Source organism: Limnohabitans sp. Jir61 (assembly GCF_003063545.1).
In the GTDB taxonomy this organism is placed as follows: Bacteria; Pseudomonadota; Gammaproteobacteria; order Burkholderiales; family Burkholderiaceae_C; genus Limnohabitans.
In genome coordinates this window covers 173,696-193,817 of record NZ_NESD01000001.1, presented here as the reverse complement: position 1 = coordinate 193,817, position 20,122 = coordinate 173,696, and the positions used below count along the sequence as shown (strand labels likewise).

At 53.3% G+C, this 20,122-nt stretch carries 24 protein-coding genes; 10 read left to right on the top strand and 14 right to left on the bottom strand.

Annotated elements, in window-relative coordinates; all coding sequences use genetic code 11:
- Window positions 1-12: 12 nt before the first annotated feature.
- Complete coding sequence (gene grxD / locus B9Z35_RS00930) at window positions 13-330, top strand: Grx4 family monothiol glutaredoxin (protein WP_108281799.1); 318 nt, start codon at window positions 13-15, stop codon at window positions 328-330.
- Window positions 331-386: 56 nt separating this feature from the next.
- Here the strand turns inward: grxD and B9Z35_RS00925 are convergent, their stop codons facing one another.
- The 3 genes from B9Z35_RS00925 to B9Z35_RS00915 are packed head-to-tail and all read right to left on the bottom strand — an operon-like array spanning window position 387 to window position 3,261.
- Complete coding sequence (locus B9Z35_RS00925) at window positions 387-773, bottom strand: hypothetical protein (protein ID WP_108281798.1); 387 nt, start codon at window positions 771-773, stop codon at window positions 387-389.
- Window positions 770-1,510 (bottom strand): lytic transglycosylase domain-containing protein, encoded by a 741-nt coding sequence (locus B9Z35_RS00920; RefSeq protein WP_108281797.1) that lies wholly within the window; start codon window positions 1,508-1,510, stop codon window positions 770-772. Before B9Z35_RS00920 ends, B9Z35_RS00925 begins: the two co-directional genes overlap by 4 nt.
- A gap of 5 nt (window positions 1,511-1,515) precedes the next feature.
- On the bottom strand, window positions 1,516-3,261 hold the full coding sequence (locus B9Z35_RS00915) for a proline--tRNA ligase (protein ID WP_108281796.1): 1,746 nt from the start codon (window positions 3,259-3,261) through the stop codon (window positions 1,516-1,518).
- A 106-nt stretch (window positions 3,262-3,367) separates the two neighbouring features.
- On the opposite strand from B9Z35_RS00915, the gene B9Z35_RS00910 reads away from it, so the two are divergent.
- Window positions 3,368-4,006 (top strand): RNA pyrophosphohydrolase, encoded by a 639-nt coding sequence (locus tag B9Z35_RS00910; RefSeq protein ID WP_108281795.1) that lies wholly within the window; start codon window positions 3,368-3,370, stop codon window positions 4,004-4,006.
- Window positions 4,007-4,033: 27 nt separating this feature from the next.
- Here the strand turns inward: B9Z35_RS00910 and proB are convergent, their stop codons facing one another.
- The 4 genes from proB to rplU all read right to left on the bottom strand — a co-directional run bounded on the left by proB (window position 4,034) and on the right by rplU (window position 6,890).
- Window positions 4,034-5,167: a glutamate 5-kinase gene (gene proB / locus B9Z35_RS00905; protein WP_108281794.1), complete on the bottom strand. Its 1,134-nt coding sequence runs from the start codon at window positions 5,165-5,167 to the stop codon at window positions 4,034-4,036.
- A 6-nt stretch (window positions 5,168-5,173) separates the two neighbouring features.
- Window positions 5,174-6,244: an Obg family GTPase CgtA gene (cgtA, locus tag B9Z35_RS00900; protein ID WP_108281793.1), complete on the bottom strand. Its 1,071-nt coding sequence runs from the start codon at window positions 6,242-6,244 to the stop codon at window positions 5,174-5,176.
- Window positions 6,245-6,308: 64 nt separating this feature from the next.
- Complete coding sequence (gene rpmA / locus B9Z35_RS00895; RefSeq protein ID WP_104796974.1) at window positions 6,309-6,566, bottom strand: 50S ribosomal protein L27; 258 nt, start codon at window positions 6,564-6,566, stop codon at window positions 6,309-6,311.
- 12 nt (window positions 6,567-6,578) lie between these two features.
- A complete protein-coding gene (gene rplU / locus B9Z35_RS00890; protein WP_104796975.1) occupies window positions 6,579-6,890 on the bottom strand; it encodes a 50S ribosomal protein L21 in 312 nt (103 codons plus the stop codon).
- Window positions 6,891-7,083: 193 nt separating this feature from the next.
- On the opposite strand from rplU, the gene B9Z35_RS00885 reads away from it, so the two are divergent.
- On the top strand, window positions 7,084-8,013 hold the full coding sequence (locus B9Z35_RS00885) for a polyprenyl synthetase family protein (RefSeq protein ID WP_108282759.1): 930 nt from the start codon (window positions 7,084-7,086) through the stop codon (window positions 8,011-8,013).
- 16 nt (window positions 8,014-8,029) lie between these two features.
- Window positions 8,030-8,431, top strand: a complete 402-nt coding sequence (locus tag B9Z35_RS00880) for a hypothetical protein (RefSeq protein ID WP_108281792.1) — start codon at window positions 8,030-8,032, stop codon at window positions 8,429-8,431.
- Window positions 8,432-8,450: 19 nt separating this feature from the next.
- Here the strand turns inward: B9Z35_RS00880 and B9Z35_RS00875 are convergent, their stop codons facing one another.
- The 3 genes from B9Z35_RS00875 to B9Z35_RS00865 form a co-directional block, all read right to left on the bottom strand.
- The gene (locus B9Z35_RS00875; RefSeq protein WP_108281791.1) at window positions 8,451-8,777 is read right to left on the bottom strand and encodes a hypothetical protein; all 327 of its coding nucleotides are present in this window, start codon (window positions 8,775-8,777) and stop codon (window positions 8,451-8,453) included.
- Between the two features lie 24 nt (window positions 8,778-8,801).
- Complete coding sequence (locus B9Z35_RS00870) at window positions 8,802-9,188, bottom strand: H-NS family nucleoid-associated regulatory protein (protein ID WP_108281790.1); 387 nt, start codon at window positions 9,186-9,188, stop codon at window positions 8,802-8,804.
- Window positions 9,189-9,302: 114 nt separating this feature from the next.
- Entirely contained in the window at window positions 9,303-9,575 is a 273-nt protein-coding gene (locus B9Z35_RS00865) for an HU family DNA-binding protein (RefSeq protein WP_108281789.1), read from the bottom strand.
- Window positions 9,576-9,765: 190 nt separating this feature from the next.
- On the opposite strand from B9Z35_RS00865, the gene B9Z35_RS00860 reads away from it, so the two are divergent.
- From B9Z35_RS00860 to B9Z35_RS00835, 6 genes are all read left to right on the top strand, one after another.
- Window positions 9,766-10,962 (top strand): GspE/PulE family protein, encoded by a 1,197-nt coding sequence (locus B9Z35_RS00860; RefSeq protein ID WP_233246438.1) that lies wholly within the window; start codon window positions 9,766-9,768, stop codon window positions 10,960-10,962.
- A complete protein-coding gene (locus tag B9Z35_RS00855; RefSeq protein ID WP_108281787.1) occupies window positions 10,955-12,169 on the top strand; it encodes a type II secretion system F family protein in 1,215 nt (404 codons plus the stop codon). The genes B9Z35_RS00860 and B9Z35_RS00855 overlap by 8 nt, the downstream gene beginning before the upstream one ends.
- Before the next feature lie 8 nt (window positions 12,170-12,177).
- Window positions 12,178-12,969 (top strand): A24 family peptidase, encoded by a 792-nt coding sequence (locus tag B9Z35_RS00850; RefSeq protein ID WP_233246437.1) that lies wholly within the window; start codon window positions 12,178-12,180, stop codon window positions 12,967-12,969.
- Between the two features lie 22 nt (window positions 12,970-12,991).
- Window positions 12,992-13,609, top strand: a complete 618-nt coding sequence (coaE, locus tag B9Z35_RS00845; protein ID WP_108281785.1) for a dephospho-CoA kinase — start codon at window positions 12,992-12,994, stop codon at window positions 13,607-13,609.
- A 73-nt stretch (window positions 13,610-13,682) separates the two neighbouring features.
- Window positions 13,683-14,435, top strand: coding sequence for a cell division protein ZapD (zapD, locus tag B9Z35_RS00840; RefSeq protein ID WP_108281784.1), 753 nt, complete (start codon window positions 13,683-13,685; stop codon window positions 14,433-14,435).
- Window positions 14,436-14,438: 3 nt separating this feature from the next.
- Window positions 14,439-14,639 carry a DNA gyrase inhibitor YacG gene (locus B9Z35_RS00835; RefSeq protein WP_108281783.1) on the top strand — a complete coding sequence of 67 codons (201 nt, stop codon included), beginning with the start codon at window positions 14,439-14,441 and terminating at the stop codon, window positions 14,637-14,639.
- 48 nt (window positions 14,640-14,687) lie between these two features.
- On the opposite strand, the gene B9Z35_RS00830 is transcribed toward B9Z35_RS00835, so the two are convergent.
- From B9Z35_RS00830 to secA, 4 genes are read right to left on the bottom strand one after another with little or no spacing between them, the layout of a single operon-like run.
- On the bottom strand, window positions 14,688-15,164 hold the full coding sequence (locus B9Z35_RS00830) for an NUDIX domain-containing protein (protein WP_108281782.1): 477 nt from the start codon (window positions 15,162-15,164) through the stop codon (window positions 14,688-14,690).
- A 31-nt stretch (window positions 15,165-15,195) separates the two neighbouring features.
- Window positions 15,196-16,077: an ATP-binding protein gene (locus B9Z35_RS00825; RefSeq protein ID WP_108281781.1), complete on the bottom strand. Its 882-nt coding sequence runs from the start codon at window positions 16,075-16,077 to the stop codon at window positions 15,196-15,198.
- Window positions 16,077-17,318: a bifunctional glutamate N-acetyltransferase/amino-acid acetyltransferase ArgJ gene (gene argJ / locus B9Z35_RS00820; protein ID WP_108281780.1), complete on the bottom strand. Its 1,242-nt coding sequence runs from the start codon at window positions 17,316-17,318 to the stop codon at window positions 16,077-16,079. Before argJ ends, B9Z35_RS00825 begins: the two co-directional genes overlap by 1 nt.
- Before the next feature lie 5 nt (window positions 17,319-17,323).
- Window positions 17,324-20,068 carry a preprotein translocase subunit SecA gene (secA, locus tag B9Z35_RS00815; protein WP_108281779.1) on the bottom strand — a complete coding sequence of 915 codons (2,745 nt, stop codon included), beginning with the start codon at window positions 20,066-20,068 and terminating at the stop codon, window positions 17,324-17,326.
- Window positions 20,069-20,122: the final 54 nt, after the last annotated feature.

Genomic DNA, 20,122 nt, shown 5'->3' with positions numbered 1-20,122 from the left:
TGGAGAGAACCCATGAGCGACGCACAACAACGCATTGATGAACTCGTGAAAGGCAACGACGTGTTGCTGTTTATGAAGGGTAGCGCCAGCTTCCCCATGTGTGGCTTTTCGGGCCGTGCAATTCAAGTGCTCAAAGCTTGCGGCGTAGAACCCAAGGCCATCAAAACCGTCAACGTGCTGGACGACGCCGAAATTCGTCAAGGCATCAAGGAATACAGCAACTGGCCCACGATTCCACAGCTTTATATCAAGGGCGAGTTCATCGGTGGCTCTGACATCATGATGGAAATGTATGAATCTGGTGAGTTGCAAAAAGTCATCAACGGCTAAGCACTGCCTAGGCTGATTTCAAGCCTCCAGTAAAAAGCCCGCAGAAGCGGGCTTTTTTATTGGACGGGGACCAAGATCTGGTCGGTCTTGCACTTGGCGTTGCCGTAGCGCTGCAAGCACAGATTGGCTGCACACGATTCGATGGCCATTTTGCGCACGGCTTCGTTTTGGTCAATCACTACAGTTTCTTGATAGGGAATGTATTCCGGTCGCGTGATGTCATTGCATATCGTGTTGGTGTGTGCTCCATCACGCGAGGTGTAGCAGCTGCGCATGCCTGTGGACACATGAATCACACGCTGACGCGTTTGCACCACTTGCACTTTGTTCTCTGGGTAATCCGCCCAAGCTTGAGGCGCACACTCGCCTTCTAAAGCCCGATATGCTTTGGTGGCGCAGCCTGTCAACAGCGCAGTTGCCAACACGAAAAACCACACTTTCATTGCCACCCCTTTTGTGCCGCTAGCACAGCATTTGGATAGGGCGCTTGACCACGGCTGCCGTTGTAGCGGCCTAGCGCCAAAAACAAGTCTCCATTTTCAACGTTCAAGTAGTGCCGCAAGATGACGCAGCCAAAGCGCAAATTGGTTTGCGCTTGAAACAGCACACCAGCATCCCCATCAGCCAGCACACGCGTCCAAAACGGCATGACCTGCATGAATCCCCTCGCCCCTGCACTGCTAATGGCAAATTTGCGAAAGCCGCTTTCCACGTGAATGAGGCCCAGCACCAGCGATGGATCCAAGCCAGCACGCTGGCTTTCGTACCAAACCGTTTGCAAAAACTCACGGCGCAAATGGGGGCTGGCTAACTCATGCGCCAACACATCGGGCGTGCCATTTGGCGTGGATGCTGCGATGGCCAAATTAGCGGGGGCTGGGCTGGCTTTGCGGCGTTGCAGTTGTTTTTCTAAGCGCGCCTCGGTCTGGGTGAGCCACTGCTGAAACGCATTGGCCGCCTTCACATCGGCATGCACCAGCACTGGTGGGCCAGACTGATGCACCGCGGCGCTCAGTGCGGTACGCACCGAGTCAATCAACGGCTCTTCACGTTGAGTGCCCGCTTGCACGGCAGCAGTGAAGCACGCCACAAACAAAAGCGGCCCCCAACGGAGCCGCCTCAAAGCAATCGCCCATGGCGCGCGCAACACACGACTGAAAAGACGCAAGCTGCGGGCCATCAGAATCACAAACCGAGCTTGGCCTTCACATGTGCCAACACATCGGCCACGGCCACTTTGGTGGACTCGGTGTCACGGCGATTTTGGTACTCGACAACACCGTCTTTCAGGCCCTTGTCACCAATGGTCACGCGGTGTGGCACACCGATCAGCTCCCAATCGGCAAACATCGCGCCGGGTCGCTCGCCACGGTCGTCCAAGATGACGTCCACGCCCAAGGCCAACAACTCTTCGTAGAGCTTGAAGGCAGCGGCTTTCACGTCTTCGCTGCGGTCCATGTTGACGGGGCAAATCACAGCAGTGAACGGCGCAATCGCGTCGGGCCAAATGATGCCGCGCTCGTCATGGTTTTGCTCAATGGCCGCTGCAGGCAAACGCGTCACGCCAATGCCGTAGCAACCCATTTCCATGAATTGCGGTTTGCCGTTCACGTCCAAGAAGGTAGCGTTCATGGCTTGGCTGTATTTGGTGCCGAGGTAGAACACATGGCCCACTTCGATGCCGCGCTCGATGGCGAGCACGCCTTGGCCATCGGGTGATGTATCACCGGCAACCACGTTGCGGATGTCAGCCACCAAATCGGGCTCGGCCACATCACGGCCAAAGTTAACGCCTGTCATGTGGAAGTCCACCTCGTTAGCGCCGCAAATCCAATCAGCCATCACGGCCACATCGCGGTCGGCGACGATCTTCAATGGTTGCTTCAAATTGACGGGTCCGAGGTAACCTGGCTTGCAACCGAAGTGGTCGTCAATTTCAGAAGTGGTGGCAAAGCGGAAACCGCCTTCAAAGCCGGGCAGCTTGCCCACTTTGACTTCGTTCATGTCGTGGTCGCCGCGCAAGAGCAAAAGCCACACTTGTGATTTGACGACTTCCCCTTTGTCGTTGAGCGTGTCAGTGGCCAACACCAATGACTTGACGGTGGTGTTCAGCGGCACATTCAACAAAGCAGCCACGTCTTCGCAGGTGCTCTTGCCGGGTGTGGCGGTTTTGGTCAGAGCCTGTGTGGCTGCACCGCGCGTTTGCGCAGGCGCCAAAGCTTCGGCCTTTTCCATGTTGGCAGCGTAGGTACTGGTGGGGCAATAGACGATGGCGTCTTCACCCGTGGCAGCGATCACTTGGAACTCTTCGCTCAAGTCGCCACCAATCGCGCCGCTGTCAGCGGCCACAGCGCGGTAGGTCAAACCGAAGCGGTCAAAAATGTTGCGGTACGCGCCCGCCATGACTTGGTAGCTTTGCTTGGCGCTGTCTTGGTCGCGGTCAAAGCTATACGCATCTTTCATGATGAATTCGCGGCCGCGCATCAAACCAAAACGTGGGCGACGTTCGTCGCGGAATTTGGTTTGGATTTGGTAGAAGTTTTTGGGCAGCTGTTTGTAGCTGCGAATTTCTTGGCGGGCGATGTCGGTCACCACTTCTTCGCTGGTGGGTTGCACCACAAAGTCCCGACCGTGGCGGTCTTTGATACGCAAGAGTTCTGGGCCCATCTTGTCGAAGCGGCCGGTTTCTTGCCACAGCTCAGCGGGTTGCACCACGGGCATAGTCAGCTCGATCGCGCCCGCTTTGTTCATTTCTTCGCGCACGATGGCCTCAACCTTGCGGATCACGCGCAAGCCCATGGGCATGTAGTTGTAAATGCCAGCGCCGAGCTTTTTGATCAAGCCCGCACGCATCATCAATTTGTGGCTGACCACTTCGGCGTCAGCGGGGGCGTCTTTGAGGGTGGAAATGAGAAACTGGGAGGCTTTCATGCGTGCAATCGAATCGTCAATTTAGTGGGGGAATTAGGGCAAATTCTGAGTGAAGTGCTGCAGCTCTGTGCATAATCGACTCAGTTTAAAAATTTGAGGTTCGATTATGCTTGACCGAGAAGGGTTCAGACCCAACGTCGGCATCATCTTGCTCAACCAGAAAAATCAGGTTTTTTGGGGCAAACGCATCCGCACCCACAGCTGGCAGTTCCCGCAAGGCGGCATCGACCGTGGCGAAACGCCAGAGCAGGCCATGATTCGTGAATTGCACGAAGAAGTGGGGCTCAAGCCAGAGCATGTGCGCATCGTTGCCCGTACCCGTGATTGGTTGCGCTATGAGGTGCCAGACCGGTTCATCCGCCGTGACGCGCGCGGTTTTTACAAAGGCCAAAAGCAAATTTGGTTTTTGCTGCAAATGGTCGCGCCCGACCACCATTTGAATCTGCGTGCCACCGACCATCCCGAGTTTGATGCTTGGCGCTGGAACGACTATTGGGTGCCGTTAGATGTGGTGGTTGAGTTCAAACGTGGCGTGTATGAAATGGCGCTGACCGAGTTGTCACGCTTTTTGCCACGTCACGACAGCCGCACACGATATTTACGTAATGGTGGCGGCCACCCGAGCCAAGACAACGGGGGCATGCCCAAGCAATTTGGTGCAGCCATGAACATGGAGTTGCCACCAGGCGCCACGTTTGACCCAGACCCTCAAGCGTCATTGCGACAACATCGCGACGGCTCATGAAAAAAGCCCACTTCGGTGGGCTTTTTCTTATCTGGAGAGCACCAAGTTGTCGCGGTGCACCATCTCTGGCTCGGCGGCGTAACCAAGCAATTCCGACATTTGGCTGGATGGCTTGCGGCACAGCAAACGCGCTTCAGCGGCTGCATAGTTGGCCAAGCCGCGTGCCACTTCCTGACCTTGGCTGTCCAAAATCGCAATCACTTCGCCACGTGAGAAATCACCAACTACGCCGGTCATGCCAATGGGCAAGAGGCTGGAACCATCGCCCTTGAGCTTACTCACCGCGCCATCGTCGATGGTGACCGAGCCGCGCAGTTGCAGATGGTCGGCCATCCACTGCTTGCGAGCTTGCTGCTTTTGAGTTTGTGCCACCAGCAATGTGCCAATGGCTTCGCCTTGGGTCAAACGTACCAAGGCATCAGGCTCGCGGCCCCATGCAATGACGGTGGATGCACCCGAACCTGCCGCGCGTTTGGCCGCCAAAATTTTGGTGATCATGCCGCCCTTACCGATGCTAGAGCCTGCACCACCTGCCATCTCTTCGAGCTTGGCGTCACCCGCGCGTGCTTCGTGCACAAAGGTGGCAGATGGGTCACGGCGCGGGTCGGCGGTGTACAAACCTTTTTGGTCGGTCAAGATGATCAACGCATCAGCCTCGACCAAGTTGGCCACCAAAGCACCCAAGGTGTCGTTGTCACCAAACTTGATTTCGTCGTTCACCACGGTGTCGTTCTCGTTGATCACAGGCAACACGCCGTGTGTGAGCAAAGTCAGCAAAGTAGAACGGGCATTGAGGTAACGCTCGCGGTCAGCAAGGTCAGCGTGCGTGAGCAAGACTTGGGCAGAACCCAAACCGTTTTCGCGCAGCTTGGTTTCGTACATGTGGGCCAAGCCCATTTGGCCGACAGCGGCGGCGGCTTGAAGTTCGTGCAGTTCTTGTGGGCGGGTAGTCCAGCCCAAGCGCTTCATGCCTTCAGCAATCGCACCGCTGGACACCATGATGACTTCACGGCCATCACGCACCAAGGCGCTGAGTTGGCGACACCATTCACCAATGGCTTGCTCATCTAAGCCACGGCCTTCATTGGTGACCAAGCTAGAGCCGACCTTGACCACGATGCGGCGTGCATCGCGCAACACGGTGGAGGTGGAAAGCGTCATGGCTGCTTATTCAGGCGTGGGATCAGCAAAGCGCGGATCAACATACTCTGGTGGTTGCTCAGAGACTTGCTGCGCTTTGATGTGTTTGTAGATGTCTTTGATCAGGTGCTCGCAGCCCTCCCGCGTGAGCGCAGAGATTTGGAACACTGGACCTTTGTATTTCATGCGCTTAACGAAGTCAGCCACCAAGGCATCGCGCTCATCCGCTGCGACCATGTCGAGCTTGTTCAGCACAATCCAACGCGGCTTGTCGTACAAGGCTTTGTCGTATTTTTTGAGTTCGTTGACGATGGCCTTGGCTTGCGCCACAGGGTCCACGCCTTCATCGAACGGTGCAATGTCCACAAGATGCAGCAACAAACGTGTGCGTTGCAAGTGGCGCAAGAACTGATGACCCAAGCCTGCGCCGTCAGACGCGCCTTCAATCAAACCCGGCACATCGGCCACCACAAAGCTTTGCTCTGCGGCCACACGAACCACGCCTAAGTTGGGGTGTAAGGTGGTGAAGGGATAGTCGGCAATCTTGGGGCGCGCATTGGAAATGGCGGAAATCAGAGTGGACTTGCCAGCGTTGGGCATGCCCAACAAACCAACATCGGCCAGCACCTTCAACTCAAGTTTGAGCTCGCGTTTTTCGCCAGGCCAGCCTGGTGTTTTTTGACGCGGTGCGCGGTTGATCGCGCTCTTGAATCGCATATTGCCAAAGCCACCGTCACCACCTTTGGCGATAGTGATAACTTCACCTGGGGTGAGCAACTCAAACAACACGTCGCCGGTTTCGACGTCGGTGATGATGGTGCCCACGGGCATTTTTAAAATAATGTCGTCGCCTGCATGGCCGAACATGTCGGAGCCCATGCCGTGTTGGCCGCGTTTGGCCTCGTGGCGGCGTGAGTAACGGAAGTCAACCAAGGTGTTGAGGTTGGGATCAGCCACGGCGAACACATGGCCGCCGCGCCCGCCGTCGCCACCGTTGGGGCCGCCGAACTCTTTGTACTTCTCATGACGGAAGGAGACGCAGCCGTTCCCCCCATCACCAGCGGCGATGTCGATATAGGCTTCGTCTACGAATTTCATGGGTCTAGTGTAAAAAGTAAAGCCCCGACAAGTCGGGGCTTTGTCACAAATCAGTTTGAAAAAATCAAACGGGTGTGATGTTGACCATGTGCTTGTTCAAAGCGCCTTTAACGCCGAACGAGACGTGGCCGTCAACCAATGCGAACAAAGTGTGGTCTTTGCCCACGCCGACGTTAACGCCGGGGTGGAATTTGGTACCACGTTGACGCACGATGATGGAGCCAGCGGAGATCAACTCACCGCCGAAAGCCTTCACACCGAGCATTTTGGGCTTGGAATCACGCCCGTTGCGCGTAGAGCCGCCGCCTTTTTTCTGTGCCATGTCAAATGCTCCTTAGCCGTTGATGGAAGCAATCTGCAATTCAGTGAATTGCTGACGATGCCCTTGGCGTTTTTGATAGTGCTTACGACGACGCATTTTGAAAATGCGAACTTTGTCGTGTTTGCCATGAGACAAAACTGTCACTGTGACAGTTGCACCGGACACCAAGGGTGTGCCGACCTTGAGTTCAGCGCCGTTACCGACTGCCAAAACTTGATCGATCACAATCTCTTGGCCTACGTCCGCAGCAATCTGTTCTACTTTAATTTTTTCACCAGCAGCAACACGATACTGTTTGCCACCGGTTTTTATGACCGCGTACATGTGAGACCTCTAGATAAGAATCTATGTGGATATCTACGGACGGATTTCCGCAGAGCCCGAAATTATAGCAGTGAAAGGGCTTGCTTGGCCAATCCCTATAATCCAGCAGCGTTTCGGCGCGTTTCGTCCCATTTTTCCTAGTCACGCTTTGTCCACTACACCCGCCAACCCCTTAGCCCTGATTGCTGCCGATATGGCAGAAGTTGACCGCGTCATCGCGCAACGCTTGGATTCGGGCGTGCCGCTGGTGGGCACCGTTTCTCAGTACATCATCTCGGCAGGTGGCAAGCGCATTCGCCCCGCCCTGCTCTTACTCATGGCCGGCGCCTTGGGCTACACCAACGCCCAGCGCCACAACTTGGCAGCCGTGGTCGAGTTCATCCACACCGCTACCTTGCTGCATGACGATGTGGTGGACGAATCCACCCTGCGCCGTGGCCGACCTACCGCCAATGAATCGTTTGGTAACCCTGCTAGCGTGCTGGTAGGCGACTTTTTGTATTCCCGCGCCTTCCAAATGATGGTGGATTCAGGCGAAATGCGCGTCATGGAAGTATTGGCAGAGGCCACCAACGTAATTGCCGAAGGCGAAGTGCTGCAACTCATGAACATGCACGACGCCTCGCTGGACGAAGCGGGCTATTTGCGTGTGATCCGCTCTAAAACGGCCAAGCTCTTTGAAGCCAGCACCCGCTTGGCCGCCATCTTGGCGAAATGCTCACCTGAAGTCGAAACTGCCTGTGCTGAATACGGCCAAGCTTTGGGTACCGCATTCCAAGTAATCGACGATGTGCTCGACTATGACGGCGACGCCAAAGAACTGGGTAAAAACTTGGGCGACGATTTGCGTGAAGGCAAAAACACCTTGCCGCTCATCATTGCGATGCAACGTGGCACACCTGCACAGCGCCAGACCATCCAAAGTGCAATTGAAAATGGTGAGATGGATGCATTAGATGACATTGTCGACATCGTGCGCTCGACAGGTGCACTTGAAGCCACCCGAGCGGCCGCTAATGCAGAAGCCGAGCGGGCAATTGCAGCGCTTAACATCTTGCCTGCAAGCCCCTACCGCGACGCAATGCACACATTGGCCGCCCAGCTATTAGACCGCCGTCATTAACTTAACTGAATACCGAATGCACGATTTAGACAAACCCTATACCGACAGCATTCAGCAATGGGATATTGCTTGCGACTGTTTCAAAGCAGAATTTAAATTTGATCCAAATGAAATTATCACGATCGATACGATTCGTGAAATGTTTGCTGAGATCGTTGACGATCACGAACTCTCTCAAAACGCTTCGATTTCGTTGATGTTTGCTTTGTATTTCTTAGGCTACATCACGCTACTCGAAATCATGAAAGCCAAGGATGAAACATTCGAGATTGGCGATATGAGCGACTTTTATTTGATACTAGATCGAGCAGATCAGTGGGCACATCAATCGACAGACGCGCTGCTATTAGCAAAAGCTGCTGAGCCTATTATTAAAGCAAGCCAACAGATCATGCAAAAATTAAATCTGGTGCGCTGATTACTGCGCATCAGATATTTTATTCTTCGACTAATTTACAGGGCATTTTGATGCCCTTTTCTTGGCGTTTTTCTTCGCAATAGCGCATAGCTCGGCGCTCACCCTCGGCCGACATTTTGATGTGAATCGAGCAGCGAAATGCCATTTTTTCACCATCGGAATGACTGTCAAATGCAGTGGCGCAATGACTCATTTGATCCATTTCAGGCTTGAGCTCTTTCCATACTGAGCGCAACGGATCTGGCAACTCACTCAATTGAATTGAGGGATATGGACCAATCGGTTTTGCCACAACGGCAAAACCTATCAGAGCCAAGACATAAACCAAATATTTAAAACGATTCATGATTCAATCTCGGCCGTAGGTTAATTAAGCAGCAACAGGTGCTGGCTGAGCAATCAACGCCGAATCCAAAGTGCCAGCCGCTTTGAGTGCTTGCACCCAGGTTGGCGAAACACCACGACCAGTCCAAGTTTGCTCTGGATTTGCTGGATTGCGGTATTTAGGAGCCACTTTTTTTCCTGCCAATGCGCCTTTTTTTACAGCTTTAGGGGCTTTACCAGCCTTGGCTGGTTTACCTGAGCTCAAAGCTTTTGCGATATCAGAGGCTGACAAACCCGCATCTTTAGCCATTACAACAATTTTTGCCAAAACTTTTTCATGAGATTTGGATTTCAAAGCTTGTTCTTTTTTATCCAAGAGTTCGCGCTGTTTACGAATGGCGGCGAGTTGATTTTCGACAGTGGTACGTGCCATGAGAGATATTCCTATTTAATATGTTTAATGAAAACAAACATATTATAAACATATTCTTAAAAATTAAAAAGCCCGCACAAAGCGGGCTTTTGTTAAATTGATTTGAATTTAATATTAATTCAAAGCATCTTTCAAACCCTTGCCTGGCTTGAAGCGTGGCACCTTAGCGGCTTTGATCTTCAAGGCTGCGCCAGTACGTGGGTTACGGCCTGTGCGTGCAGCACGCTTGCTGACGCTGAAGGTACCAAAACCCACCAAAGTCACGGTGTCGCCTTTTTTGAGGGTCTTTTTGACGGCCTCAATGATAGAAGCGAGAGCGCGTGTGGCGGCTGCTTTAGAAATGTCAGATTTGCTTGCGATGTGTTCAATCAGTTCGGTCTTGTTCACGTTCTTGTTCCTATTGTTGGTTTGTTTATCAGCAATGCTGACTTCATCAGTTTACTTAAATTGGTAAAAAAATAAATACGCTAATTGGCGTACGAAAAACCACGCATCGCCATCTTATTTTTTGACAAGCGCCTTACCCAGTCGAAGGGCTATTTTCCAAAAATCCACTTATTTTCAAATGAGGAATTGCATGCCAACGCCTCCGGACACTGCCGTCAAAACGCTCGATGATTTGCTGAATCAAGCACTCTTTCAAGGCGCCTCCGATATTCATTTAGAAAGTGGAGAGGACTTCTTTCGTGCTCGATTCCGAATTGATGGCTTACTGCGCCTTGCAGCGACGCCAGCGATGACATTGCGAGATGCCATCGTGTCTCGACTCAAAGTCTTGGCTCGCATGGATATCGCTGAAAAGCGGTTACCTCAAGACGGGCGTATTCAATATCCATTTCAAGGCCAAACCATTGATCTAAGGGTGAGCTCTTTACCCACATTGCATGGCGAAAAAATCGTTGTGCGTATTTTGAATTTCAGTCGCGAACGACCTGGACTTGCAGCTCTTGGGTATGAACCTGACGACAGAGCCAAGCTTGTGCAAGCCATTGCACAGCCTCACGGACTGATTCTGATGACCGGCCCTACCGGCTCTGGCAAAACATTGTCTTTGTATAGCTGCCTTGAATTACTCAATCGCACAGAGGTGAACATTTCCACCGTCGAAGATCCATCAGAAATTCATTTGCCGGGTGCTAATCAAGTAAACATCAATGAGCGTGCAGGGCTAACGTTTGCCACCACATTGCGCGCTTTGCTTAGACAAGATCCAGACGTGATCATGGTCGGTGAAATCCGCGACTTTGAAACCGCTGAAATTGCTATTCAAGCTGCACAGACAGGTCATCTGGTGTTATCTACGCTACATACCAACGATGCACCAGGAACTTTGGCTCGCCTAAGACATATGGGTGTTGCCGCATTCAATGTCGCAGCCAGTATTCGGCTAATCACCGCACAACGCCTGGTGCGACGTTTATGTGAACACTGCAAACAGCCGATGAACGAGGTTGAAATCGATTTCTTTTTCAGGACACTTGGCAAACGAGACAAACAAGCCATCACATCTCACATGCACACTGCAGCGAGCCCCTACAAAGCGATCGGCTGCGAGGCCTGCGACAAGGGATACAAGGGGCGTATTGGTCTTTACCAAGTCATGCCCATCAGCGACGCCATGCAAACACTGATCATGCGAGACAGCGACACCCAAGCACTGGCAGCTCACGCAGCGCTTGAGGGTGTACGCACGCTACGGCAAGCAGGCTGGATGAAAGTTTGGCAAGGCATCACGTCCGTCGAAGAAGTGATGGCGCTTACCCATCATGGATAAATTCCGTTATTCATGGCGCGGCGTGGATCGCAAAGGCCATCCGCTCAGGGGACGTTTAGATGCTGCAAGCAAAGAAGAACTTGTAGCTACTCTGCGTCAACAACGCATTCGCATCACCGGCATCCAACGAGAATTCAATCCACCAAAATGGCTTCTATTCACTACCAAGTCACGTACATCTACCGAAGAAATTACTCGGTTCACACGCCAACTTGCCACACTCATTCAAGCTGGGGTGCCCTTACTACAAGCCTTTGCCATTCTGCATCGCGGCAAGACAAGCAAGTCATTAAAAACCATCATCGAGTCGATACACAAACAAATTGAAGGTGGAACAGCTCTGAACCAAGCGCTACGACTGCACCCTGAGTTTGACGATTTGTACTGCAATCTCGTTGCCGTCGGCGAATTGGCAGGCATGCTCGACACCATGCTTGAGCGTTTGGCAAACCACCTAGAAAAATCAGAGGCTTTGCGGGTCAGAATTCGCTCTGCGCTTGTTTATCCATGCTCAGTTTTGGGCATTGCCGCAACGGTATTTATCTTGATTTTGGCTTTTGTCGTGCCGGCATTTCAAAACATTTTTGCGTCCTTTGGCGCTGAACTACCTTGGCTCACACGTTGTGTGATTGGCCTGAGTGAAGGACTTCAACACCACGGACTCTGGGCGCTGACAAGCTTGTGTATGGCTATTTGGTATTTACAAAAACAAATCAAACAACGAGAACAGTGGCGACAATTTTTACATGCCTTGTTGCTTCGCCTTCCCATCGCAGGCCAACTAACGCGACATGCTTGCACTGCGCGATGGACGCGAACATTAGCCACTATGTTTGCAGCGGGTGTACCGCTGACTGAAGCATTAGAAGCCGTCCAAGGTGTCACGGGTCACTTGCTGTTTCAATCCGCCACTCAAAGCATTCAAGCCCAGCTCATTGAGGGCCATACGCTGTCCTATGCCCTAGAACATACGCACGGCCTGTTTCCGAGCATGGTGATACAAATGTGCGCCATCGGGGAAGAGTCTGGCGCCCTAGACCACATGCTTGAAAAAACTGCTGAACACTATGAGCGAGAAGTGGAAAGCACCGTTGCGCGAATGTCTACACTCTTAGAACCTTTCATCATGGTGGTGTTGGGCGTACTGATTGGCGGCTTGGTCATGGCTTTGTATCTTCCAATATTTCAACTGGGGCAAGTGGTATGACGTCGGACATGGCTCTCGCATTTGGTTTAGGTCTGCTGATTGGCAGTTTTGTGAACGTACTCATTCACCGCTTGCCGCGCATGGTGATGGCTGGTCACTCAACCGCGGTTGATGCGCCACGCTACGACTTGTGTACCCCCGCATCACACTGTCCACACTGCGAAACCAAACTCAAGCTCCGGCACAACATTCCAGTTTTAAGTTACCTATGGCTCAAGGGCCGTTGCGGCTTTTGCCAACACGCCATAGACCTGCAATACCCAATCATCGAACTTGTCACAGCGTTGATTTGGTCTGTCTGCACATGGCACTGGGGCTTGAATGCTGCCGGTCTTTGTTGGGCTAGCTGTGCATCCGTCCTTTTGGCGATGTCGGTCATCGATTGGCAAACGACCCTGTTGCCAGACGATCTCACACAAGCTTTGGTCTGGAGTGGTCTGGTAGCCTCTGCCTTGGGATGGTTGACCTTACCCGCGTCGCAATCCGTTTTTGGTGCCGCCGTTGGCTACGCCTCACTTTGGTCCGTTGCAACTGCTTTTGAGCGCCTCACCGGCAAGCAGGGAATGGGTGCTGGTGACTTCAAACTATTGGCTGGTTTAGGCGCTTGGTTAGGCCCCCTGGCCCTACTGCCTGTGATCGTGCTGGCCAGCATCTGTGGCGCGTGCTTGGGGTTATTTCTCAAATTTACAAATCGTTTACCCAATGATGGCTATGTACCCTTTGGCCCCTTCTTGGCTGCATCTGGCATGACAGTTGCCATGATCGGAATTGAGGCCATCGGACTCGGTATGGGCTGGTGATTTTTTACATAGACTCAGCACCATGACACCCACACCTTCCCCACTTCGCATTGGATTGACCGGCGGCATTGGCAGTGGCAAAAGCACTGTGGCTCAATTGCTTCAAGCGCGTGGGGCGGCGGTCATAGATGCGGATGCCATTGCGCGCAACGTCACTGCAGCACACGGGGCAGCCATGCCCGCAATCACACGAACATTTGGGGCAGAGTTCATCACGCCAGATGGCGCACTCGACCGCGAACGCATGCGTGCTCATGTTTTCAGTCAGCCTGAGGCCAAGCAAGCCCTTGAAGCCATCATCCACCCCTTGGTCTCGCAAGAAACCCAACAACAGGCGCAAGCAGCCATCTCAAAGGGCCATCGCACCTTGGTGTTCGATGTGCCGTTGCTGGTTGAGGCAGGCGAGCGCTGGCGCCCGCAAGTCGACCGCATCTTGGTAGTGGACTGCTTAGAAGAAACGCAAATTCAGCGGGTCATTGCACGCAATGGGCTAAGCCGCGAAGCCGTCCAGCGCATCATTTCAGCACAAGCCTCACGCGTGCAAAAACTAACCGCTGCTGACTGGGTCATCTATAACGATGGCATCTCGCTCGACACCTTAGAAAACCAGGTGAACTGGCTGCCGATTCAAGCTGACTAAAGCCCTAGAAACCGCTTGCCAAGCGGGTATGATTCGGATCATTATCAAAGTCCAGCCCTGAGCCGTTTTCCGCGTGATTCTGTACGAACATCCCTTCAACGAACGTGTGCGCACTTACCTGCGCTTGGAACACCTGTTTCAGAGATTCGAAGAACTCACCAAACGCGATCACCCAGTGGACAACCACTTTGCACTCACCACCTTGTTTGAGTTGGTCGAGGCTGGTGGACGGACTGACCTCAAGTCAGACGTACTCAAAGATTTAGAGCGTCATAAACAGCAATTTGGCGCGCTGCGTGGTAACCCATCGGTCTCTGAGTCAGCATTGCAACAGTTGCTAGACAACATCGAACATTGCTACAGCGGCCTCAGTGGGCCCTTGGGCAAAATCGGACAAAACATCACCGAGAACGAATGGCTGTCTGCGCTGCGCAACCGTGTGGCGATTCCTGGCGGTACGTGCTGTTTTGACCTACCTGCTTATCATGCTTGGCAACAGCAAGGCCCTGATGTTCGCAGCGCTGACATCATGCGCTGGTTTGAAGTGTTCGTTCCTATGAAAGAGTCCGTGAACCTGCTGCTCTCACTCATGCGTGACACCGGCACGACACAAAAAATGATGGCCATGGGCGGCCAGTTCCAGCAATCGCTGGCACAAGGCAAGTTCCAACTCATGCGCGTAGCGATTGACCCCGCACTCGGTTTCGTACCCGAGATCAGCGGTAACCGTTTGATGATTTGGGTGCGCATGATGCGCCAAGACGGAGATGGCCGCTTGCAGCACAGCACAGATGATGTGCCTTTTGAAATGGCTCTTTGCGTTTAAGCCATGAGTGAAGCTGAGGTTCGCATCGTCGTATGCCCCCAATGTGGCGGCCCTAGCCGCTACGAGAGTGCCAACAAATACCGCCCTTTTTGTGGCGAACGCTGCCGCAACATAGACCTCGGCGCTTGGGCCAACGAAGAACATCGCTTGCCCGACCAAACGCCGCAAGACGACGCCGACTTCGAGAACACACCTTTGCAATAAAAAAAGCGCCCCCTCAAAGGCGCTTTTTTAATGTCTAAAGATTCATGCTCAGTCTTGGTTGTTGTGAGTCTCGCCCACAAACCCACGCTCTTGGGCAAACCATTGCAACACGGGCACTGTCCCTGGCAAGACTGGCGTCACCATCACCGGCAATTGCTGCCAAGCAAATGTTTGAGACTCCAACATTTGCAACTGACCCGTCCATTGCGTGACCTTGCAAAAGTTCAGTTGCACCAAGGCATGTGGATAGTCAATTCGCTCGGTCTTCCATAGGGTGCAGTCTTGGATGGTGATGCCAATTTCTTCTTGTAGCTCGCGACGCAAAGCTTGCTCTACCGTTTCATCGGCTTCAAGCTTACCGCCCGGAAACTCCCAATAGCCAGCATAGGCCTTACCTTCGGGGCGACTGGTCAACAGGAATGCTTCGTCGTCACGCACCAAAACGCCGACAGCAACCTGTACCAAACTGCGATCAGCGGAACGCGGCTGGTCTGCATCGACCACGCGTACAAGGGTTTCTGTCATGCTGCTAATACGCATGATTAATCAAGTGTAATTACGCAGCGTGTTTGCCAGCGTAATCGCGTGCAAACTGATACGCCACACGGCCGCTACGCGACGCACGCTCTAGCGCCCACACCAAAGCTTCAGGCTTGGCAGCCTCGATCTCGGCGGGCTTGAAACCGAACGACGACAACCATTGCGCCGCAATGGTCAGGTACTCGTCTTGGCTGAACGGATAAAAGCTCACCCACAAACCAAAGCGCTCGGACAAAGAAATTTTTTCTTCGACGCCTTCACCTGGATGCACTTCGCCATCATCGGTGTGCGTGTACGTGAGGTTTTCTTTCATGTACTCGGGCAACAAGTGGCGGCGGTTGCTGGTGGCGTAAATCAGCACATTGGGCGTGGCTGCCGCAATCGAGCCATCCAAGATCGACTTGAGTGCTTTGTAGCCGGGCTCGCCATCTTCAAAGCTCAAGTCATCACAAAAAATCATGAACTTCTCGGGGCGCTCTGACACCAACTCAATGATGTCGGGCAAATCAGTCAGGTCGTCTTTGTCGACCTCGATCAAACGCAAACCTTGAGGGCCGTACTCGTTCAAGCAGGCTTTGATGAGCGATGACTTGCCCGTGCCACGTGCGCCGGTGAGCAACACGTTGTTGGCGGGCAAGCCCTTCACAAACTGTTCGGTGTTGCGCTGGATTTTTTCTTTTTGGCCGTCGATCTCTTGCAGGTCTGCCAAACCCAGCTTGGCCACATGACGCACGGGCTCTAAGCCGCCACGACCATTGGTGCGCTTACGGTAGCGAAAGGCCACACTGGCTGACCAGTCAGGCTCTGCCATCGGCTGCGGCAGCACCTGTTCGATGCGCGCCATCAATGCCTCGGCGCGTTGCACCAAACGTTCTAGGGGGTGAATTGGGTCTGTCATTAGCTGCGGTAATCTGCGTTGATACTGACATAGTCGTGGCTCAAGTCACAGGTCCATACGGTGTCGCTGGCAGTGCCGCGCCCCAAGACCACACGCACAGTGATTTCGGATTGCTTCATCACGCGTTGGCCGTCTTCCTCACGGTACTCGGGATGACGGCCGCCTTGAATGGCGACATGCACATCGTCCAAATACAAATCAATCGCTGTTTGATCGAGATCGGTGATACCGGCATAACCCACGGCTGCCAAGATTCGGCCTAAGTTGGGATCGCTGGCAAAAAAAGCTGTTTTCACCAAAGGTGAGTGTGCAATGGCGTAGGCTACTTGACGGCACTCGGCGCTGGTGTTGCCACCTTCCACGCGAATGGTGATGAACTTGGTCGCACCTTCACCGTCACGCACGATGGCTTGGGCGAGTTGACGCGCCACTTGCAGCATGGCTTGCAACAAGGCCTGGCCTTCTGCACTTTGCAAACTGGTGATTGACGCGTGGTTAGCTTTGTTGGTAGCAATGACCACAAAGGAGTCGTTGGTTGATGTGTCGCCATCTACCGTGACACGGTTGAAGGACCCTTCGGCCAAAGCCAAGGACAGTTCTTTCATCAACACAGGTGCCACACACGCATCAGTCGCTACATAGCCAAGCATCGTGGCCATGTTGGGGCGAATCATGCCCGCACCTTTGCTGATGCCAGTCACGCTCACTGTCGCACCGCCGATTTGCACTTGCGTGCTGGCAGCTTTAGGCACGGTGTCGGTGGTCATGATGCCTTCGGCAGCGTCGGCCCATTGTTGAGCACTACCCACGTTACCGGCTGCGGTAATGGCTGCTGGCATACCCGCGATGATGCGGTCGTGCGGCAGCGGCTCCATGATCACGCCCGTCGAAAACGGCAACACTTGATTCGGAGAAATGTGCAAGGCTTCGGCCAATGCCACGCAAGTTTCGCGAGCGCGCTTCAAACCTTCTTCACCTGTACCCGCATTGGCATTACCGGTGTTCACCACCATGCCACGAATGCCTTGGCCAGCATCTAAGTGCTCGCGACATACCTGCACAGGTGCCGCACAAAAACGGTTTTGAGTGAACACGCCGCTGACGGATGCACCTTCGTCGATCAACACAACAGTCAAGTCTTTACGACCTGCTTTGCGAATACCAGCTTGGGTGACACCAATGCGCACGCCAGCAATAGCGTGCAAATCTGCGGGATTGGGAGGATTGAGATGTACTGCCATGAAACTTAGGCCAACTTACCGTGGCATTGTTTGTATTTCTTACCGCTGCCACATGGACAGGGATCGTTGCGACCGACAGGTGGCATTTGCGCTGCGAAAGTAGCTTCATCGGCAGTGGTCACGGCTTGGCCTGATTCATCGGGCGCGGTATAGGTGACGTTGTGCAAATTCTCTGCTCGGTCTTCTAGCTCTGAGGCAGCTTGTTCGATTTGCTCGTTCGATTCAATCTTGACCGTCATCAACACCCGTGTGACTTCGTTTTTCACCAAATCGAGCAACCGGCCAAACAACTCAAACGCTTCGCGCTTGTACTCTTGCTTAGGCTGCTTTTGTGCGTAGCCACGCAAGTGGATGCCTTGACGCAAATAGTCCAAGGCCGCCAAGTGTTCGCGCCAATGACTGTCAATGTTTTGCAACAACACCACGCGCATGAACGGCGTGAACTGCTCAATGCCCACGCGATCGAGCTTTACTTGGAAAGCCACGTGCGCAGCTTCAATGACTTGCTCAAGAATTTCTTCATCAGTGATAGCGGATGCTTGTTGCACTGTTGCTTGCAATGGCATCTCAATGAGCCACTCATTCAACAGGGCACGCTCCAAACCAGCGATGTCCCATTGCTCTTCCACTGATTCTTCTGGCACGTATTGACGCACCAGGTCTGTAAAGCTGCCTTCACGCAAGCTGGCGATTTGAGCGGTCAAATTGGTGGCATCCAATATGTCGTTGCGTTGCTGGTAAATCACACGGCGTTGGTCGTTGGACACATCGTCGTATTCCAGCAGTTGCTTACGGATGTCAAAGTTACGCGCTTCGACTTTGCGCTGTGCGCTCTCGATGCTGCGCGTGACGATGCCTGCTTCGATAGCTTCGCCCTCTGGCATCTTCAAACGATCCATGATGGCTTTGACACGTTCGCCCGCGAAGATGCGCATCAGCGAGTCATCCAAGCTCAAGTAAAAACGCGAGGAACCTGGGTCACCTTGGCGGCCTGAGCGGCCACGCAATTGGTTGTCAATGCGGCGTGACTCATGACGCTCTGTGGCGATGATGCGCAAGCCACCGAGTGACTTCACGTAATCGTGGTCCTTGGTCCATTGCACGCGCAGGGCGTCGATTTGTTTTTGCTTTGCAGCAGCGTCTAACGACTCATCAGCTTCCACTTCGGCAATGGCTTTTTCAACGTTACCGCCCAGCACGATGTCGGTTCCACGACCGGCCATGTTGGTGGCAATGGTGATCATCTTGGCACGGCCTGCTTGCGCAATGATGGTGGCTTCGCTGGCATGCTGTTTGGCGTTGAGCACTTGGTGAGGCAACTTGGCCTTTTCCAACATCTCGGCTATCAGCTCTGAGTTTTCAATTGAGGTCGTACCCACCAACACGGGTTGGCCACGTTCGTAGCACTCGCGAATGTCTTCAATCGCTGCGACGTATTTTTCCGCAGTGGTTTTATAAACGCGGTCCAATTGGTCTTCGCGCTTGCTGATGCGGTTGGGTGGAATGACCACCGTTTCCAAACCGTAAATTTCTTGAAACTCGTAGGCTTCGGTATCGGCCGTACCCGTCATGCCACCGAGCTTGCTGTACAAGCGGAAATAGTTTTGGAACGTGATGGAAGCCAGTGTTTGGTTCTCGGCTTGAATCTCCACACCTTCTTTGGCTTCAACCGCTTGGTGCAAGCCATCGCTCCAGCGTCGACCCGACATCAAACGACCCGTGAACTCGTCGACGATGGTGATCTCGCCGTTTTGCACCACGTAGTGCTGGTCGCGGTGATACAGGTGGTTGGCACGCAAAGCTGCGTACAAGTGGTGCATCAAGCTAATGTTGGCAGGGTCGTACAAGGACGCGCCTTCGGGCAACAAACCATTGGCGCTCAAAATGCGCTCGGCGTTTTCATGGCCTTGCTCGGTCATAAACACTTGGTGTGATTTTTCGTCTACCGTGAAGTCGCCTGGCGTGATGATGCCCTCGCCTGTGCGTGGATCTTCTTCGCCAACTTGGCGTGTAAGCAATGGCACGATGCGATTGATCGCCACATACTGAGCTGTGTGGTCATCCGCTTGACCACTGATGATCAGTGGTGTGCGCGCCTCATCAATCAAGATCGAGTCCACCTCGTCTACGATGGCGTAGTTGAGTTTGCGTTGCACACGGTCTGCGGCCTCATAGACCATGTTGTCACGCAAATAATCGAAGCCATATTCGTTGTTGGTGCCGTAAGTGATATCGGCACGGTAAGCGGCTTGCTTTTCTTCGCGTGGCATCTGTGGCAAGTTGATGCCCACAGACAAACCCAGCCAGTTGTAGAGGCGCGACATCCATTGCGCATCGCGACTGGCCAAGTAGTCGTTCACGGTCACCACATGCACACCATTGCCTGTGAGGGCATTCAGGTACACGGGCAATGTAGCGGTGAGGGTTTTACCTTCACCCGTACGCATTTCAGAAATCTTGCCTTGGTGCAACGCAATACCTCCGAGCAGCTGCACATCGAAGTGACGCATCTTCATGACGCGCTTCGATGCTTCACGCACCACGGCGTAGGCTTCGGGAAGCAACGCATCTAAGGTTTCGCCATTGGCCACCCGCGTTTTAAATTCGTCGGTTTTGGCACGCAAGGCCTCGTCGTTGAGCTTCTCTAACGATGGCTCCAACGCATTGATCTGCGCGACGGTTTTGCGGTATTGCTTAAGTAGGCGCTCATTGCGGCTACCGAAAATATGAGTCAGGAAAGATAGGGCCATGCGAGCACTGCGGGTATCTTGTTTTCACTTGAAAACAAGGGTCGCAAAATCCTT

Excerpts from the sequence above, each read along its gene's own strand:
- grxD (WP_108281799.1), top strand. The coding sequence starts at position 13 with ATGAGCGACGCACAACAACGCATTGATGAACTCGTGAAAGGCAACGAC.
- B9Z35_RS00925 (WP_108281798.1), bottom strand. The coding sequence starts at position 773 with ATGAAAGTGTGGTTTTTCGTGTTGGCAACTGCGCTGTTGACAGGCTGC.
- B9Z35_RS00920 (WP_108281797.1), bottom strand. The coding sequence starts at position 1,510 with ATGGCCCGCAGCTTGCGTCTTTTCAGTCGTGTGTTGCGCGCGCCATGG.
- B9Z35_RS00915 (WP_108281796.1), bottom strand. The coding sequence starts at position 3,261 with ATGAAAGCCTCCCAGTTTCTCATTTCCACCCTCAAAGACGCCCCCGCT.
- B9Z35_RS00910 (WP_108281795.1), top strand. The coding sequence starts at position 3,368 with ATGCTTGACCGAGAAGGGTTCAGACCCAACGTCGGCATCATCTTGCTC.
- proB (WP_108281794.1), bottom strand. The coding sequence starts at position 5,167 with ATGACGCTTTCCACCTCCACCGTGTTGCGCGATGCACGCCGCATCGTG.
- cgtA (WP_108281793.1), bottom strand. The coding sequence starts at position 6,244 with ATGAAATTCGTAGACGAAGCCTATATCGACATCGCCGCTGGTGATGGG.
- rpmA (WP_104796974.1), bottom strand. The coding sequence starts at position 6,566 with ATGGCACAGAAAAAAGGCGGCGGCTCTACGCGCAACGGGCGTGATTCC.
- rplU (WP_104796975.1), bottom strand. The coding sequence starts at position 6,890 with ATGTACGCGGTCATAAAAACCGGTGGCAAACAGTATCGTGTTGCTGCT.
- B9Z35_RS00885 (WP_108282759.1), top strand. The coding sequence starts at position 7,084 with ATGGCAGAAGTTGACCGCGTCATCGCGCAACGCTTGGATTCGGGCGTG.
- B9Z35_RS00880 (WP_108281792.1), top strand. The coding sequence starts at position 8,030 with ATGCACGATTTAGACAAACCCTATACCGACAGCATTCAGCAATGGGAT.
- B9Z35_RS00875 (WP_108281791.1), bottom strand. The coding sequence starts at position 8,777 with ATGAATCGTTTTAAATATTTGGTTTATGTCTTGGCTCTGATAGGTTTT.
- B9Z35_RS00870 (WP_108281790.1), bottom strand. The coding sequence starts at position 9,188 with ATGGCACGTACCACTGTCGAAAATCAACTCGCCGCCATTCGTAAACAG.
- B9Z35_RS00860 (WP_233246438.1), top strand. The coding sequence starts at position 9,766 with ATGCCAACGCCTCCGGACACTGCCGTCAAAACGCTCGATGATTTGCTG.
- B9Z35_RS00855 (WP_108281787.1), top strand. The coding sequence starts at position 10,955 with ATGGATAAATTCCGTTATTCATGGCGCGGCGTGGATCGCAAAGGCCAT.
- B9Z35_RS00850 (WP_233246437.1), top strand. The coding sequence starts at position 12,178 with ATGGCTCTCGCATTTGGTTTAGGTCTGCTGATTGGCAGTTTTGTGAAC.
- coaE (WP_108281785.1), top strand. The coding sequence starts at position 12,992 with ATGACACCCACACCTTCCCCACTTCGCATTGGATTGACCGGCGGCATT.
- B9Z35_RS00835 (WP_108281783.1), top strand. The coding sequence starts at position 14,439 with ATGAGTGAAGCTGAGGTTCGCATCGTCGTATGCCCCCAATGTGGCGGC.
- B9Z35_RS00830 (WP_108281782.1), bottom strand. The coding sequence starts at position 15,164 with ATGACAGAAACCCTTGTACGCGTGGTCGATGCAGACCAGCCGCGTTCC.
- B9Z35_RS00825 (WP_108281781.1), bottom strand. The coding sequence starts at position 16,077 with ATGACAGACCCAATTCACCCCCTAGAACGTTTGGTGCAACGCGCCGAG.
- argJ (WP_108281780.1), bottom strand. The coding sequence starts at position 17,318 with ATGGCAGTACATCTCAATCCTCCCAATCCCGCAGATTTGCACGCTATT.
- secA (WP_108281779.1), bottom strand. The coding sequence starts at position 20,068 with ATGGCCCTATCTTTCCTGACTCATATTTTCGGTAGCCGCAATGAGCGC.